Origin of the sequence: Oceanobacillus kapialis (genome assembly GCF_044790185.1) — a bacterium.
Lineage (GTDB): Bacteria > Bacillota > Bacilli > Bacillales > Amphibacillaceae > Oceanobacillus_B > Oceanobacillus_B kapialis.
In genome coordinates this window covers 1,789,979-1,806,872 of record NZ_CP085256.1, presented here as the reverse complement: position 1 = coordinate 1,806,872, position 16,894 = coordinate 1,789,979, and the positions used below count along the sequence as shown (strand labels likewise).

At 37.7% G+C, this 16,894-nt stretch carries 16 protein-coding genes; 2 read left to right on the top strand and 14 right to left on the bottom strand.

Features of this window, described 5'->3' with window-relative positions:
• Positions 1-92: 92 nt before the first annotated feature.
• The gene (acnA, locus tag LG273_RS09455) at positions 93-2,801 is read right to left on the bottom strand and encodes an aconitate hydratase AcnA (RefSeq protein ID WP_404459352.1); all 2,709 of its coding nucleotides are present in this window, start codon (positions 2,799-2,801) and stop codon (positions 93-95) included.
• Positions 2,802-3,043: 242 nt separating this feature from the next.
• Positions 3,044-4,165, bottom strand: coding sequence for an ATP-binding protein (locus LG273_RS09450; protein ID WP_379561191.1), 1,122 nt, complete (start codon positions 4,163-4,165; stop codon positions 3,044-3,046).
• A 262-nt stretch (positions 4,166-4,427) separates the two neighbouring features.
• Between LG273_RS09450 and LG273_RS09445 the strand changes: the two genes are divergently transcribed.
• Entirely contained in the window at positions 4,428-4,913 is a 486-nt protein-coding gene (locus LG273_RS09445) for a DUF2621 family protein (protein WP_404459510.1), read from the top strand.
• 107 nt (positions 4,914-5,020) lie between these two features.
• Here LG273_RS09445 and LG273_RS09440 read toward each other — a convergent pair whose 3' ends face one another.
• The 9 genes from LG273_RS09440 to LG273_RS09400 form a co-directional block, all read right to left on the bottom strand.
• Positions 5,021-5,497 (bottom strand): CcdC family protein, encoded by a 477-nt coding sequence (locus tag LG273_RS09440; RefSeq protein ID WP_379561189.1) that lies wholly within the window; start codon positions 5,495-5,497, stop codon positions 5,021-5,023.
• Positions 5,498-5,550: 53 nt separating this feature from the next.
• A complete protein-coding gene (locus LG273_RS09435) occupies positions 5,551-5,910 on the bottom strand; it encodes a response regulator (RefSeq protein ID WP_404459349.1) in 360 nt (119 codons plus the stop codon).
• 19 nt (positions 5,911-5,929) lie between these two features.
• The gene (locus tag LG273_RS09430; protein ID WP_379561187.1) at positions 5,930-6,355 is read right to left on the bottom strand and encodes a Na(+)/H(+) antiporter subunit B; all 426 of its coding nucleotides are present in this window, start codon (positions 6,353-6,355) and stop codon (positions 5,930-5,932) included.
• A gap of 59 nt (positions 6,356-6,414) precedes the next feature.
• Entirely contained in the window at positions 6,415-7,119 is a 705-nt protein-coding gene (locus LG273_RS09425; RefSeq protein WP_379561186.1) for a cytochrome c biogenesis CcdA family protein, read from the bottom strand.
• 175 nt (positions 7,120-7,294) lie between these two features.
• The gene (locus LG273_RS09420; RefSeq protein ID WP_379561185.1) at positions 7,295-7,516 is read right to left on the bottom strand and encodes a YneF family protein; all 222 of its coding nucleotides are present in this window, start codon (positions 7,514-7,516) and stop codon (positions 7,295-7,297) included.
• Positions 7,517-7,561: 45 nt separating this feature from the next.
• Entirely contained in the window at positions 7,562-8,023 is a 462-nt protein-coding gene (sirA, locus tag LG273_RS09415) for a sporulation inhibitor of replication protein SirA (protein ID WP_404459346.1), read from the bottom strand.
• A 177-nt stretch (positions 8,024-8,200) separates the two neighbouring features.
• The gene (tkt, locus tag LG273_RS09410; protein WP_404459344.1) at positions 8,201-10,204 is read right to left on the bottom strand and encodes a transketolase; all 2,004 of its coding nucleotides are present in this window, start codon (positions 10,202-10,204) and stop codon (positions 8,201-8,203) included.
• A 133-nt stretch (positions 10,205-10,337) separates the two neighbouring features.
• A complete protein-coding gene (locus tag LG273_RS09405; protein ID WP_404459342.1) occupies positions 10,338-10,571 on the bottom strand; it encodes a DUF896 domain-containing protein in 234 nt (77 codons plus the stop codon).
• Between the two features lie 209 nt (positions 10,572-10,780).
• Positions 10,781-11,419, bottom strand: a complete 639-nt coding sequence (locus LG273_RS09400; RefSeq protein WP_404459340.1) for a recombinase family protein — start codon at positions 11,417-11,419, stop codon at positions 10,781-10,783.
• 279 nt (positions 11,420-11,698) lie between these two features.
• Between LG273_RS09400 and lexA the strand changes: the two genes are divergently transcribed.
• Positions 11,699-12,322 carry a transcriptional repressor LexA gene (gene lexA, locus LG273_RS09395; protein ID WP_379561180.1) on the top strand — a complete coding sequence of 208 codons (624 nt, stop codon included), beginning with the start codon at positions 11,699-11,701 and terminating at the stop codon, positions 12,320-12,322.
• Positions 12,323-12,371: 49 nt separating this feature from the next.
• Here the strand turns inward: lexA and LG273_RS09390 are convergent, their stop codons facing one another.
• The 3 genes from LG273_RS09390 to LG273_RS09380 are packed head-to-tail and all read right to left on the bottom strand — an operon-like array spanning position 12,372 to position 16,656.
• Positions 12,372-13,652, bottom strand: coding sequence for an amidohydrolase (locus LG273_RS09390; protein ID WP_404459338.1), 1,281 nt, complete (start codon positions 13,650-13,652; stop codon positions 12,372-12,374).
• A 15-nt stretch (positions 13,653-13,667) separates the two neighbouring features.
• Positions 13,668-15,179, bottom strand: a complete 1,512-nt coding sequence (locus tag LG273_RS09385) for an AbgT family transporter (protein WP_404459336.1) — start codon at positions 15,177-15,179, stop codon at positions 13,668-13,670.
• 46 nt (positions 15,180-15,225) lie between these two features.
• Positions 15,226-16,656, bottom strand: coding sequence for a M20 family metallopeptidase (locus LG273_RS09380; RefSeq protein ID WP_404459334.1), 1,431 nt, complete (start codon positions 16,654-16,656; stop codon positions 15,226-15,228).
• Positions 16,657-16,894 lie beyond the last annotated feature (238 nt).

The window sequence follows — 16,894 nt, the reverse complement described above, 5'->3', positions numbered from 1 at the left end:
GAGTTGAAACTCTAACTTTCGGGGGTCGGTACCCTCCTACACGGTTCTTTTATTAAACATAATACAGAAAAGAAATTCTTATGCTTCTCTTTTTATTTTAGCTTGTCACGCAGTACCATTTGTAAAATACCGCCATGACGATAATAGTCAATTTCTACGTCACTGTCAAAGCGAGCAATGGCTTTAAATGTCGTTACTTTGCCATTCTCGTCTGTTGCAGTAATATTCACAAGATCATGTGGTTTTACATTTTCATCAACTTCCACATTAAATGTTTCTTTTCCTGTTAATCCGAGTTTCTCAGCACTTTGACCTTTTTCAAATTGTAATGGCAGAACACCCATCATAACTAAGTTTGAACGGTGGATTCGTTCGAAGCTTTCCGCAATAACTGTTTTAATGCCTAAAAGATTTGTACCTTTTGCAGCCCAGTCACGGGAAGATCCCATTCCATAATCCTTACCACCCATTACAAGAAGACCTGTACCGTCTTGCTGATATTTCATTGCTGCATCATAAATTGGCATTACTTCCTCTGTAGGCCAGTAAGTAGTGAAACCGCCCTCTGTACCTGGAGCTAGTAAGTTACGAATACGAATATTCGCAAACGTACCACGCATCATTACTTCGTGATTCCCACGGCGAGAACCATAAGAGTTAAAATTACGTGGGCTGACGCCTTTGTCCTGTAAATACTGACCTGCAGGCATATCTTTAGCAATTGCCCCAGCAGGTGAAATATGGTCAGTTGTAACAGAATCGCCAAATTTCCCTATAGCTCGTAAATTAGCTAACGGCTCTACCTTACCGGCATCTTTGCCGAGACCTTCGAAAAACGGAGGATTTTGAATATATGTTGACTCCTCATTCCAATCGAACAACGGCTCATCTGTTGTATCAATTTCGTTCCAGCGTTCATTTGAGTCAAAGACGTTTTCGTATTCTTTACGGAAGATCGCTGGTTTTACAACACTTGAAACCTCTTCTTTAATAGCTTCCATGGAAGGCCAGATATCATTCATATAAACTGGCTTGCCTTCTTTATCTTCCCCAATTGGATCTTTCGTTAAGTCAATATCGACCGTTCCCGCAAGAGCATATGCCACAACAAGTGGTGGAGAAGCCAAATAATTTGCCTTCACTAATGGATGAATTCTTCCTTCGAAGTTACGGTTACCTGAAAGCACTGATGATACTAGGAGATCGTTTTCCATAATGGATTGTTCAATCTCTTCACGCAAAGGTCCTGAGTTACCAATACATGTGGTACAACCATACCCTACAAGATTAAAACCAAGCTTATCAAGATAAGGCATTAATCCAGAATCTTCAAGGTAACGTGTAACAACTTTAGAACCTGGTGCGAGCGACGTTTTAACATAATCTGGCACCTGTAACCCTTTTTCAACCGCATTTTTTGCAAGTAAACCTGCACCAAGCATCACATATGGGTTAGAAGTATTCGTACAAGAAGTAATCGCGGCTATAGCCAATGCACCTGTTTTCATAACAGAGCTATTACCATTTGGATGGTTAACCGTTACTTCTTTATCAAATTCCTTCTTATCAAAGCCGAAGCCTTGGTTTCCAGCAGGAGCCGTTACAGCTTTATTAAATTCTTTCTTCATATTAGAAAGCGAAATTAAGTCTTGTGGACGTTTTGGTCCAGAAAGGTTTGGTTCAAGCTCAGAAAGGTTAATTTCCACGAGTTCCGTGTATTCTGGATCTTTCTGATCTGATGAGTACCAAAGATCATTCGCTTTACAATAAGTTTCAACTAGCTTTATTTGTTCTTCACTACGTCCAGTGAGACGCAAGTAGTTCAACGATTCTTCATCTACCGGGAAAAATCCACACGTAGCACCGTATTCTGGAGCCATGTTCGAAATAGTTGCTCTGTCTGCAAGTGGCATATCTTGTAATCCAGGACCAAAATATTCAACAAACTTACCAACTACATTCTTTTCACGTAATACTTGTGTTACTTTTAGAGCCAAGTCTGTCGCAGTTGTGCCATTAGGAAAGCTGCCTGTAAATTTAACACCGATTACTTCGGGCTGAGGGATAAAGGATGGCTGGCCGAGCATTCCAGCTTCAGCTTCAATACCCCCTACACCCCAACCAAGGACACCGAGTCCGTTGATCATCGTTGTGTGTGAATCTGTACCTACTAAAGTATCCGGATAAGCATCATATTCTCCATTTTCACTTTCAATTCCATGAATAACATTCGCAATATATTCAAGGTTAACTTGGTGAACGATCCCTGTTGCCGGAGGTACTGCGCGATAGTTTTCAAAGGCTTTTTGTGCCCAATTCAGAAATTCATAACGCTCTGCATTTCGTTCAAATTCAAGATCCATGTTGGCTTTTAATGCATTTGCTGTTCCGTACTGGTCAACTTGTACGGAGTGGTCAATTACAAGATCAACTGGAACTTCTGGGTTAATCTTGTTGGGTTCTCCGCCCATATCTACCATAGCTTTACGTAATGAAGCTAGATCAACTACTGCAGGTACACCGGTGAAATCCTGTAAGATAACCCTAGAAGGTTTAAATGGAACATCTGCTCCCTTCCCTTCTTTCGTGCCCCATTTGGATAATTTCTCCACGTGTTCGTCCTTAATTTGTCGACCATCATGCTGGCGTAATACTGATTCCAGCAACACACGAACAGAAAATGGCAAACGATCAATCTTTCCATGGCCAGCTTCTTCAAGTGACTTTAAACGATAATAATTGTATTTATTCCCGTTTAAATCAAATTGCTTTTTAGCATCATAAATATTACTGTTCCCCATCTTCACTTCCCCTTTCGAACATACTTCGTTACCTTTTTTAATATACATCATTATTATTAGTTGCTTTTATACTAGTTATCTATTATCCATATAAAAGCGATTTCCTTACAATTATATCTTAAAGGATAATTGTTTAGAAAACAAACCATTCCTTTTATGATGCCTATATTAAAAACTTATGTAGAGTGATAAGTATTACTTATAAGATTGTTTCAAAAAGTCAAAAGGAACTAATAACAAGTTTACTTGTGAAAAATAATTTGAAATGTACTACCTTTCTTTTCATTTTGTCTTATATCTAGTTCGGCTTGATGTGATGCAAGAATTTGTTTCGTAATCATTATACCCAGGCCAGTACCTGTTTGCTTTGTTGTAAAAAAGGGCTCTCCTAATTTATGTAAGATGTGCTCTGGGATACCTGGGCCCTCGTCCTTAATGCTAATCTCGACCGTTTCGTAGTCATCCTCAACAGTAATATTAATAGTTCCTGGAGCTTCCATTGCTTCAATCGCATTTTTAAGCAAATTAATAAGCACCTGCTTAATTTGTGAACGGTCACAATTAATTTGAATATGCTCTTCAACCTTTAATTCAATGGTAATATCCTTTAACTTTGCTTGAGGACTTAACAAAACGGTTACATCATGAATCATACTTTTCAGGGACTCCAATTTTCGATTATCTGTTAAAGGTTTTGAGATAAAAAGAAGTTCAGAGGTGATGGATTCTATTTTTTCAATTTCTTCCACCATAATTTGGTAGTATTCTTCTTTACCGTTAACGCCAGCCTGTAACAACTGAAGAAAGCCTTTCAAAGATGTTAAGGGATTGCGTATTTCATGTGCCACACCCGCGGCTAACTGTCCAGCCACAGACATTTTCTCTGAACGGACCATCATTTCTTCCGCCTCTTTTTTATCTGTAATATCTTTTAATGTCGAAATATAGTATTGTTTGTTTGTTGTTTTATCCGTTAACTTCGCAATTTTACATTCCGACCAGATATACTTGCCATCTCGATTTAAAACATTTATATTAACTTTCTGAAAAGAATTCTCTGGTAGTTCCAACTCTTCTTTAACGTAACTTACATCTTCTGCAGATATCTTTTCATACCAATAAGTCCCTCTCAGTTCAGAGGGCAGATAGCCCAAAAGTTTTTCAATCGATTTGGAAATGTAAATCATCATTCCACTTTCGTCCCAGACTGTTACAATATCATGGTTGTTTTCATCTACCCAATCTACCATGAATAGGGGTAGCTTTGCTAATGTTTCATAGGTATCCTGCATGCTGTCGGGTTCTGCTTTTTTTACAGTATTCTTAACTTCGTATTTACTTTGATTCCTGCTCTCAAAAGCCATTTTAATCCCCCTCTTTATCATAATGTAACAACCTTTTGTCGTCTCATAATTCAATATTATGATATAAAACGCGATATTATGTCGCCTTTTTGCAGTAATTACCCTATTAAAATATGATATAATTGTCTTACTTCTTTCTTTTTGTTTATATACCCAATTATTAGTAATATTACTATAAGTAAGCAGAAAAATAAAATGGTTGCGTAAAAATCTTGTAATATTTTGTAACCTTAGCTAAATATTTGTGGAATTAGGTGAAATTATGTCGGGAATTGTAGATAATTCTATCTTGCTAATTTTATGGGGATTTCTTATGATTACCTTTATGGCAATAGGTGGTTTTTTCATGTTTCGAAAGTTTTTGAAGCGCCTGCCTAAAGAGGATGGTAAATCAATCATGGATTGGGAAGAATATTACGTAGAAAAGAGCCAGCACATGTGGAATACGGAGGAAAAAGAGCTTCTTGAAGAGTTGGTCTCTCCTGTGCCTGAGCTGTTTAGAGATATTGCTAAACATAAAATTGCAAGCAAAATTGGTGAGGTAGCATTAAACAAAGAAATTGAATCCATTAATAAGGAAGTTGTAATCGAAGGTTATATCCTTGCTACACCGAAACGGGATCATAAATTTCTTAGAAGGAAGCTGAAAGAGAAAAATATTGATGTTTCACCATATGAGTACTTATTTTCATTGGCAAAAGATGATTACGCGCCCGATTGGGAAAAACGTGTGAAAAATAGTAAATAAAAAAAGAAGTCCACCTTTAAAACTGGACTTCTTTTTTCTATTCGGGGAAAATCTGTAAAGGCCACATCCGAAAACACTTTGTACTTGCTATTAGAAGCACACACCTCTTACTGCGCATTTACTTGCAATTGTTTCTCAAGTCGAATGAATTTATATAGCATACAACATCTCCAAGTAAAAATCATACCAAACGCCAAGATAAAAAACATCCCACTTGTTTCCCCTGCCGAGATACTGTCCCCAATAATAAGTTTTAATACAATTCTAAATGCCAATAGCCCGAATAAGATAAAGACGAAGGATTTAGAAGGGATTAAATATATTGCTTGATCTCGTATCTCAAATTTTGAGGCTCTTACTAAAAAAATGGAGCAAATCATACCTACAATAATAGCCTCGAGAAATTGCGACCAGCTAATGTGAAAGACTGGGAATATAAACATTAATGCACCTGTACTCATAAATAGAGGTGGGAGCAATATTTTTTTGACCGAGGCTGGTTTCTTAGCCCCTCTTAAGCGAACAAAGATCATAGCTACAGCCATAAAAGCTGCAGCAATTGTACTGGCTACCAACCAAAACATAATGTCATTACCTCATACTTTCTATTCAGGTTTATTCCCCAGTTACCTATTCCTCATTTTAGAATACGATTTACGGTTTCCAGGACCTGACTTTCGTCAAACGGCTTTACAATAAAGTCTTTTGCACCTGACTCGATCGCCTCTACTACAACCTTTTGTTGTCCCATTGCAGAACAGACAATGATAGTAGCATGCGGGTCGAAGGACTTTATTTCCTTAATTGCATCAATCCCATTCATAATTGGCATCGTAATATCCATCGTGACTAAGTCCGGATTCAATTCTTTGTATAGCTTTACTGCTTCTGCGCCATCTCCAGCTTCTCCTACAACATCATGGCTTTCTTTTTGTAATATAGTAGACAAGGTCACCCTCATAAAATTTGCATCATCAACTACTAAAACTCTGGCCATACTCTTCCTCCCCTGATCGTTACTGATCTTTTGCTATGGTTAGAATAATTGTCATCATTACCCCAATAACTGTGAGATAAACACCTAGGTCAAAAATCATTGCGGTAGCCAATTCAATTTCTCCAAATACAGGAAATGTATAATAACCAAAAGTCTGGGATAAGAAAGGAACACCAAATAAGAAAGATCCTATTCCAGTACCTAGAGCAATGGCTAAACCGATTGGAATTAAAATGATAAAGTTTATTGGGAGTACTTTTTTTACAGCTTCAATGCCATAAGCTATGTACATAAGCAAAATAGCTGCTGATGTCATCAGCCCACCGACAAACCCTCCTCCAGGAGAATTATGACCTGCAAGCAATAAATAAACGGCGAACCCGAGCAGGATAAAGGCTATCAATGAAGTTGTAGTACGTAATATAAGATCGTTTGTTTTGTACATGTAAAAGCTCCTTTATACCTATATGTCTTAATTTTAATATACTATTGTACGAAAATCCATTAAAATCCTGTAAATCCAAACAATCCAGCCAAGTAGGATGTTAGTTTATAAATCCAGTCAAAGAACAATGCTATACCAATCAATACCATAACATAGCCACCAATTTTTACAATTTTGGAGCTATGTTTCTTTATCCATCCTATTTTACCTACGAAAAAGGATAAAATGAAAAATGGAACAGAAAAACCTAATACATAGCTAATCATCATAACCATACCTAGTTGTGGTTCCGTCGAAGCAAGTGAAAGGACTACTGCCAATATAGGACCAGTACATGGCGTCCAACCAAGCGAGAAAGCAAGCCCTATAATGAAGGACCCAATAAAACCAGCCGGACGATTCTTGAACATGATTTGCTTATTTTTCATTAAGAACTTAAAATTTAAAACTCCCGCTATAACTAAACCAAAAAAGATAATTAGTAAAGCGCCTACTTGTCTAATTAATTCTCTGTATGTAATGAGGAACTCGGAAATGTAAAGACTGGTGAATCCCATCATAATGAAGACACATGAGAACCCAAGTAGAAAGAATAATGTATGTAACATGCTTTTTCCATTCAAGCCCTTATTATCCTCTTTTAATTCGCTAACACTCATACCTGTAATATAAGATATGAAAGCAGGGAATAACGGCAAGACACATGGTGAAACAAAGGATAAAAAGCCGGCACCAAATGCAATAAAAATATTCACCTCAGACATACTCTACCTCCTATTAACTAACTTACCACAGTGTAACAACAAATGTATCATTTCATGCATTAAATTTTTGACAGTATAGCGAACAATTACAATAATAAGAATAAAAAACCCCTTCCGTGATTCGGTAAAGGGGCTTTTTCATGCGTATCTTCCTGCTAAATTATAAAATAATTGCTTATTTACCAGATTGATTATTCATTGAACGCATCATTTGATTAATTTTCTTCTGGGACGGCTTTTGCCCCATTTGCATCATTAACGTACGAAGCATTTGCTCATTAATTGGTGGATTCTTTTTTAAATAGCTCATCATATATTTTCTAGCAATGAAAAATCCAAGAGCAACACCAGCAATTAACGCTGCTATAGCAATTAGTACTACCCAAATCGTGCCCATGTCACGCCTTCCTCCTTCGTGTTGTCTCTTTTACAGTATAGTAAATTAATGATAAGAATACAATACTTGTCCCAAATTGGGCTCACGTAACCGAATAACGGGTGATACCCAACCATATTGTGCTATATTTTCTCCAATGATAAAGAAGGTAGAATCGATCTGCCGTAATATCGGAAACAATATTTCTTCAGCATCCAGTATTGTTTTACAACGAAATTTTAAATGTTTTTCACTTATATGTAAAGGAATATTAGTCGAATTTTTGCGTAATCGCAAAAAATCTACATTTTCAATGGAAAACATAGAGGGATCCAACTTTTCTTCAACAATGTTACAAAACTGCTCCCCAGGAAAAGGATATGTACTATAATCATATTGTACTTGTAGGTCTGGTCGCTGTTGATATTCTTTTTGATAGTGTTTTATAAAACGATAAAGAATATCACTTTTATGGAAATAATGCCATGAAATTTCTTCTTTCATTCGGAAAACTGTGTACTCATACATACAAACCTTCCCCCTTTTCTCCATTATACAAAAAGGGAAATTAAAAATATGTCAGTTCATAGGATATATTTCCACTAGTTTTGTCGAGGACTACCACATAAATATCCTTATTGGGCCAATCATTAAATTAACCAAAAAAGATGACCTCCCTATTAGAAAGGTCACCTTTTCATTATCTTATTTAGTAAGAGATTCTACATGCTCTACTACGTTTTCAACAGTGAAACCATATTCTTCAATAATTTTTTCACCGTTTGCAGAAGCACCGAATTTATCAATTGCAATTATTTTCCCATGATCTCCTACATAACGTTCCCAGCCAAAGGAAGCTGCCATTTCGATTGCCACTCTGTTTTTAATAGCAGATGGAATTATTTCTTCCTTATATGCTGCATCTTGAGCGTTAAAACGATCCCATGATGGCATACTTACTACACGGACGTCAATACCTTTCTCTTTAAGGGCTGCTTGTGCAGAAACAGCAAGCTGCACTTCAGAACCAGTTGCTAGTAACAGTGCATCAGGTGTTTCTTTCGTTGCATCACTTACGATATATGCCCCTTTCTTCACACCTTCATAAGCAAGCTTATCTGTGCCTTCAAGAGTTGGTAAGTTTTGTCTTGTTAAAACGAGTGCAGTTGGTTGATTTGTTGATTCAAGTGACAGTCTCCAAGCTGCTTGTGTTTCATTTGCATCCGCCGGGCGAATTAATGATAAACCAGGCATTGCACGTAATGCTGCTAATTGCTCTACTGGCTCATGGGTTGGACCATCTTCCCCTACTGCAATGGAATCATGTGTAAACACATACGTTACTGGTGTTTGCATAATAGCTGAAAGACGAACTGCTGGGCGAAGGTAATCACTGAATACGAAGAACGTACCTGCATAAACCTTTAACCCTCCATGTAAAGCCATTCCATTTAAAGCTGCACCCATTGCGTGCTCACGTACACCAAACCAAACATTACGTCCAGCATAGTTTTTACGCGTGAAATCTTCTTCATCGTTCATGGTTGTTTTGTTTGAACCAGCCAGATCAGCACTACCACCAAAGAAGTTTGGAACAGATTGTGCGATTGCATTCAATACTTTACCAGAGGAAGCACGTGTTGCTAGCGTATCTTTTCCTGCTTCAAAAACAGGTAGAGATTTTTCCCAATCTACAGGAAGTTCGCCATTCATTGCTAATTCAAAATCCTTCGCTAGTTCTGGATATTTTTCTTTGTAAGTAGACAATAATGCATTCCACTTCTCTTCTGCTTCAGCGCCTTGATTTCCAATTTTTTCTTTGAAGTCTTCGTAGACTTCTTCAGGAACATGGAAATCTTGGTCATATGTCCATTTATAATATTCCTTCGTAAGTTTGACTTCGTCAGCACCTAGAGGAGCACCGTGAGAAGAAGCAGAAGCTGATTTATTTGGTGAACCGTAACCGATAATTGTTTTTACTTCAATTAATGTTGGTTGATCCGTGTTTTCTTGAGCTTGTTTAATTGCCTTTCTTAAGGCATTTACATCATTACCATCTTCTACATGGATCACTTGCCAACCATACGCTTTAAAACGCTGCTCCGTGTTTTCTGAGAAAGATCGAATTAAATCTCCATCAAGTGAAATGTCATTGGAATCATATAAAGCAATTAACTTTCCAAGACCCAAGTGCCCAGCAAGAGAGGCTGCTTCATGTGAGATACCTTCCATTAAATCCCCATCACTAACAAGCGCATACGTGTAATGGTCAACGATTTGCGCATCTTCTTTATTAAATTTAGCAGCAAGGTGTGCTTCTGCCATCGCCATACCAACGGACATTGCAATACCTTGTCCAAGTGGTCCAGTTGTAGCTTCTATCCCATCTGTGTGATGCACTTCCGGATGACCAGGTGTTTTAGAATCCCACTGACGAAATTCTTTTAAGTCATTCATAGAAACGTTGTAACCAGATAGATGTAGTAAACTGTATAGAAGCATGGATCCGTGACCTGCTGAAAGGACAAAACGGTCTCTATTAAACCACTTTGAATGGTTTGGATTATGATTCATGAAATCAGTCCAAAGCGTATAAGCCATTGGAGCTGCTCCCATTGGAAGTCCGGGGTGACCAGAGTTCGCTTTTTCAATAGCATCAATAGATAATGTACGGATAGTAGTAATTGATTTTTGTTCTATGTTGTTCATATTGCTTAACCCCTTTCAAAAATAACTGCTCATTGTTTCATCCTCATTTTATAACGAAACCTATTTCGGAACAAGTTAAAACAAACAGGCTTCGTTATAATAAGGCTTTTTTTGGTCGTAGTGTACTACAAAATTAATGTTTTTTGTTTCTCTCCTGAAGGTCTTTTACTTTCTTAGGTGTTACATCATTGCCTTTAGGATCCACAACAGTCATGGATTTAAATTGATTTTTAAAGGAACTTCTTACATTATTTAAATATTCTTCGCGCAGTTCCTTTTGTTCCTGTTTTTCTTGTGCTGTTAATTCTGTTTCTTTTGCCTTTTTCGCCAGTACGTTAATACGCGCAATCTTATCTTTAGATAACATCTTATAAACCTCCTTTCTATTGTATCTATTAGCTGCTGGAACTATTTTATAATGATTTTCCTTTCAAGAACTATCTTGCATGCCGTTCTACTTTTTTAAATAGAATAAGTTAATTTGAAATGATATATCTCTTCTTCCTAAAAAACGCAACAAAAAAACAAGAGCAATTAGCTCCTGCTTCATTATTTTACGCCTCTTGGGACAGTTATTCAAGTATCATGCAATTCCTTATACCTTCTATGAACGGTAGCTTTTGAAACACTATATCCGAGACCGTTTAAAGTTTTAGTTATTTCTTCAAATGTAAGTTTCTTTTCTCTTAATCTTATTACTTCTTCGATAGGGAAATCAACTCTCTCACGACCAGGTGCATGATGCTGATTTTTAAGATTTACAGCTGGATTATATCCTCTCTCAACCGCACGTTTCATTCCTCTTTTAATTTTTGCATTATGCATTTTGCGTTGGTACTCTTCAACAATGCTTACAATCTGCAGGACCATGGAATCAGACTCAGAAAGCTCAAGTATACCTTCATGCATGGCAGTATAGACCGATACATGAAGCTTTTGAAGCTGATGGAATAGAGCAATCTTTGTATTCCCTCTTCCTAGTCTTGTCTCATCCTGAATTAGTAGGCATTCAGCGCCTTTATCCGAAAAGATATCTAGCATTTCAAATATACCGTCGCGTTCTATTTCATACCCGCTTTTTTGCTCTTCAATACACGCAATAACGTTTAAGTTATACCTTTCAGCTAACCTGGTTAATTCTATCTTTTGCCGTGCCAAAGAGGTTTCCTGTGTATGTTTGTCCGTACTCACACGGCAATAAATGATCGCATTCAACACTACTACTCCTTCATAAACCGTTTAACTTGTAATCATAGTAAAGTACAGGAATCCCAGGGTCAAGGCAAAGGCAACGATATAAAACAAATCTGTTTTGGTAAGTTTACTAAACATATCCTAAGTCCCTCCTTCAAAATAAGAACCTTTGTTCGATTATGATTAAATTATAACAGAACATATGATCCTGTCAACCGTTTTTTCGAACGAATGTTTGCTTTATGTGGAATCAAATGGTAAACTATTAATAATTAATCTTATGAACGAGGTGACACCTTTATGTCAAAACTATCAAAACGTCAACAAATGATTTTAGATTATATTAAAGATGAAGTAACGAAGAAAGGATATCCGCCTTCTGTTCGGGAAATTGCTGAAGCAGTTGGTCTGGCTTCTAGTTCTACAGTACATGGTCATCTAGCTAGAATAGAAAGCAAAGGATATATTCGACGTGATCCGACCAAGCCAAGAGCAATTGAAATTATTGACTTATCAGAAGGCAATAATATTCCAAGGGAAGAAGCACGGTATGCTCCTGTTATCGGGAAAGTTACGGCAGGATTACCTATTACAGCTGTAGAAAATATTGAAGAGTTTATTCCACTTCCAACATCAACTGCCGGTCCTGACGATAATCTTTTCGTGTTAGTGATCGAAGGAGAAAGTATGATAGAAGCAGGCATTCTTGATGGAGATATGGTTATCGTAAAACAACAAAACACAGCCCAGAATAGTGATATTGTTGTAGCAATGACAGATGAAAATGAAGCAACCGTGAAACGATTCTTTAAGGAAAAAGACCATATTCGCTTACAACCAGAAAACGCGACAATGGACCCTCTTATTTATGACAATGTAACCATTCTTGGTAAAGTAATTGGATTATACCGAAATATCCAGTAAAAAATTAAGTTTCTTAAATAAAAAACAGCTGCCATCGGGCAGCTGTTTTTTATTTTTCCATTAGCTTCTGTGCGGTATCATAGAGAACTTTAACAGCAGGTAATAATGATTCTTCGTTTATATCAAATCTTTCATTGTGATGGCCTGCAGCCAGTTCTGTTCCAAATACACAATAAGTTGCCTGACCTCCGTTTTTCTGTACGGCTTCCATAAAATAAGTCGCATCTTCTGATCCAGCTGGCGTATTGTCTTCAAGTACACTTTTTTCAAATTCAGAAGAGGAAGTTGCACATTGATGAAGAACTTCTGCCAAGTCTAATGAACATTTACAACTTAACCCTTCACCAACTGTTTCGATGTTATAATCTACTTGATACATCGTAGCTGCTCCAGAAATAATAGATTCTACTTGATCTTTAACGAAATCGTTAATAGAAGAAGTTTCTCCCCGGGTTTCTACTTTCATCTTGGCACGATCGGCAATGATATTTCTTCCAGATCCTGCTTCTAATTGACCTACATTTACTCTTGTTGCACCATGAGAATGACGCGGGATGCCATGAAGACTTAATACACTTGTAGCAGCAGCAGATAGTGCATTGCTTCCCTCTTCAGGTTTTCCTCCAGCATGAGAAGCTGTACCTCTAAATGAAATATCCAACTTGGAAGTTGCCAAAAAACCACTATTTGCAGCAACAAATTGCTTATGGGGTACGCCAACGCCAATATGAATCGCAATAAAGTAATTAACATCATTCACAACATTAGCCGCTACCATTGATTTAGCGCCTCTTGTGCCTTCCTCAGCCGGTTGAAAAATTAATTTAACTTTTCCTTTTAATTCTGCTTTGTTTTCAGCTAGTAGTGTAGCCAAGCCGAGTCCCATTGCAGTATGAGAATCATGGCCACATGCATGCATTTTTCCGGTGATTTTAGAGGCAAATCCTTCTTTTTGCGGGAAATGCTCCTGAGCATCACTCTCTAAAATATCTAATGCATCCATATCAACACGATAGGCAATAACGGGGCCTTCTTTTCCACTATCAAGCGTAGCAACGATTCCTGTGTATCCCTCTGAAAAATGAGGGAGGAACTCACTGTTTGCACCATTCTCCTTTGCCCACTCGTAGTGGGATCTTGTTTCTTCTTCAGACGGTTTCCCCATACAGTCTTGCTCAGACATAACTTCTTTTCCCATTTGTAAATGATAACCAAGTCCATCTAAAATAGAAGCTACAATAGATGCTGTTCGCATTTCTAAGAACCCAGTCTCTGGATACTGATGAAAATCGCGACGCCAATCTACTAATTTTTCTTGTAAGTTATTCAAACTATTATCCTCCTTTTATAAGAATGGGCCAATTCCTGGTCCATATGGTATTCCTGCATAGTAAAACACTAAGATTAGCACAATCCAAACAAGTAAAAACACGATACTATATGGTAGCATTAAGGAAATGTACGTTCCTATGCTCGCTTTTTTATCATATTTTTTCATAAATGCTAAAATGATAACCATGTATGGGAAAAGCGGTGTAATAATATTTGTTGATGAGTCAGCTACACGGAATGCCACCTGAGTAAAGGCGGGGTGATAGCCGAGCTGCATAAACAATGGAATAAATACAGGTGCTTCAATTGCCCATTTGGCAGAACCAGATGTAATAAGAAAGTTCATAAGCGCAGTAAAGATAATATATCCAATAATTAACCAAATACCAGTAAAGTTAATATCTTTTAAGTAGTCTGCTCCGTTTACTGCTACCCATGTCCCCAAATTTGACCAGTTGAAATATGCAATAAACTGAGCAATGGCGAAAACTAGAACAATGTAGCTGGACATGTCTTTAATGGAATCTGCCATATAGTCACTTACATCTTTACTGGATTTAATCTTCCCTACGGTTATACCAAATGTTACACCAATAATGATAAAGAAGAACAACACAATTGGAACAATACCATCCAAGAAAGGAGATGGTACGATGCTTCCATCTTCACTTCTTAATGGACTGTTTGGTAGGAGTATAACCGTAACAATTAATGCTATATAAGCAAGACCAGCGATGAGTGCATTGCGGAAACCTTTTCCACCATTTACTATGCCCTCATTATAGTCTTCTTCAACCGCCTCACCCTTATATTTACCAAGTCGCGGCTCGACGAACTTTGTGGTTATTAGCCCACCTACAATGGTCATAATAAAAACAGAAACGATATTAAAATACCAATTATCAACAGGTGTGACCACTATGGACTCATCAATGATTGCTGCAGCCTCTGTCGAAATTCCTGATAATAACACGTCTGTACCAGCAATAAAAATATTAGCTGTAAAACCTGCTCCAGCCCCTGCGAAACCAGCTGCTAACCCCGCTAGTGGATGACGTCCAACTTTATAAAAGACCAAGGCAGCAAGAGGCGGGATTAAAACGACTGCTGCATCTGATGCAAGGTTCCCTAAAATCCCTACGAATACTACCGTATACGTAACTAAACTTGGTGGGGAGCTTAGAATTGTTTTTCTAATTGCATAATCAAGCAATCCTACCTTTTCCGCCAATCCGATACCAAGCATCATAACTAGAACAAGCCCCAGTGGAGCAAAGCCTGTAAAATTATCAAGCATGGAAGTTAAAATAAACTGTAACCCTTCACCAGATATCAAGTTTTTAATATCAAGCTCTTCTCCTGTACCTGGGTGTACAACAGAAGCATTAAACAGGCTAAATATATATGAAACAATGATCATAAGGATTGATAAACCTATAAATAAGATAAATGGATCTGGTAGCTTATTTCCTACCTTCTCTACTACGTCTAAAAATCTTTGAAATAAACTACGCCTCTTTTCCATAAAATTACCTCTCAATCTATTCTTTTTTCTAAATTATTTAATGGAATTACTTTTCATTCAGCTTAGAAGGTGTAACCCCTTCAGGAATAGGATTGCTGTAAGGATTAGCAGCTCGGAAAGCCTCAAATTCCGCTTGTACGTGTTGGAGATCTTCTGGTTTGGTAAAAAGCTGAATACCAGCTAGAGCCATAGTTTCTGCAGCACGGAGCATTCCATTAAAAGCATAGCTTCTTAACCCTTGTGTAGTCATCTGCCATGTGTGTAAAGCTGTCCCTAATACGGAAGTAGAAGCTGTTAATTGCGCTGTCGGTACAACCCAACTTACGTCTGCTACGTCAGTGGAACCTGCAAGGATCTCTTTGGATTCGTGATAGGGTGAAATGGTGTCTGCATAATATTTCCCTGCAAATTCACTACCATCGCCCACATAACCAAACCCTTTCATTGGGTCAAGGAAGTTTTCTTTTTCACCTTCAGTGAATGTATTCCAAATTTTTTCTGCAAAGGCATTATCTTCATCTGTCGGTTTTTGCGCTCCAACTTCGGTAAATTTCTCATATAAAATTTTCTCAAGCGAGCGGTTGGGAATGTAATTTGAGCATGCCTTATCAAATTCTATCGTTAACTCGGTTTCCGTCATAAGTGCCGCACCTTCCGCGATTTTTTTCACGCGCTGGAAAATGCTGTCTACTTGATTAACTTTTGGAGCTCTAACAAGATATAACACTTCTGCATTTGCTTGAACAACATTTGGCGATATTCCACCCGTATTGGTCACAGCATAATGGAGGCGTGCTTCCGGCACAACATGCTCGCGTAAGTAGTTGACACCTATATTCATTAACTCTACCGCATCTAATGCGCTCCGCCCTAAATGCGGGGTGTTAGCAGCATGAGAAGAAATGCCTTTGAATTTAAATGAAACCTGATAGTTTGCTAAGCTTGATAAGCTCATAATTGCGTTTGCCGGTGAAGGGTGCCAGGTAAGTACAGCATCTATTCCTTTAAATACCCCTTCCCTTACCATGAAGGTTTTTCCTGAGCCGCCTTCTTCGCCTGGGCAACCGAAAAACTTTACAGTACCCGGTAGATTGTTCTCTTCTAAGTATCGCTTCGCTGCACAGGCAGCAGCAAAAGCACCCGTACCTAGTAAATTATGTCCACAGCCATGGCCAATATCTTTCTTTAATGGTTGATAGCTTGTCTCATTTGGTTTCTGGCTTAGACCTGACAAAGCGTCAAATTCGCCTAAATAACCAATTATTGGCTTTCCTTCTCCGTATGTAGCAATAAAGGCCGTCTCAATCCCCGCCACATTGCGTTCCACTCGAAAACCTTGCTCTTCACATGCTTTTGCAAAAAAAGTGGATGATTCATATTCTTCAAATCTTGTTTCAGGATGATGATAGATATAACTGCTCACTTGTTCAAACGTTGAGCGGTTGGAAGATAAATAGTCTGCTATGAATTTTTTCATGTTATGTCCTCCTTCGATGTTATGACGCATAAATAAAATTTAAATACCGACATAGTTATTAATATTCTAAAAACAACATTCAGAATATTGTCGATAAATGTAAAATAATATTACCACAGTTTTTAAATATCCGACAAATGAAATCATTAGAAGCATAGAAAGATTTTGACAACTATAGTTGGTATATTACGCTACAATTACAATTTCTTAAAAAGAGGCTGGGACAAAACCCGGTAAA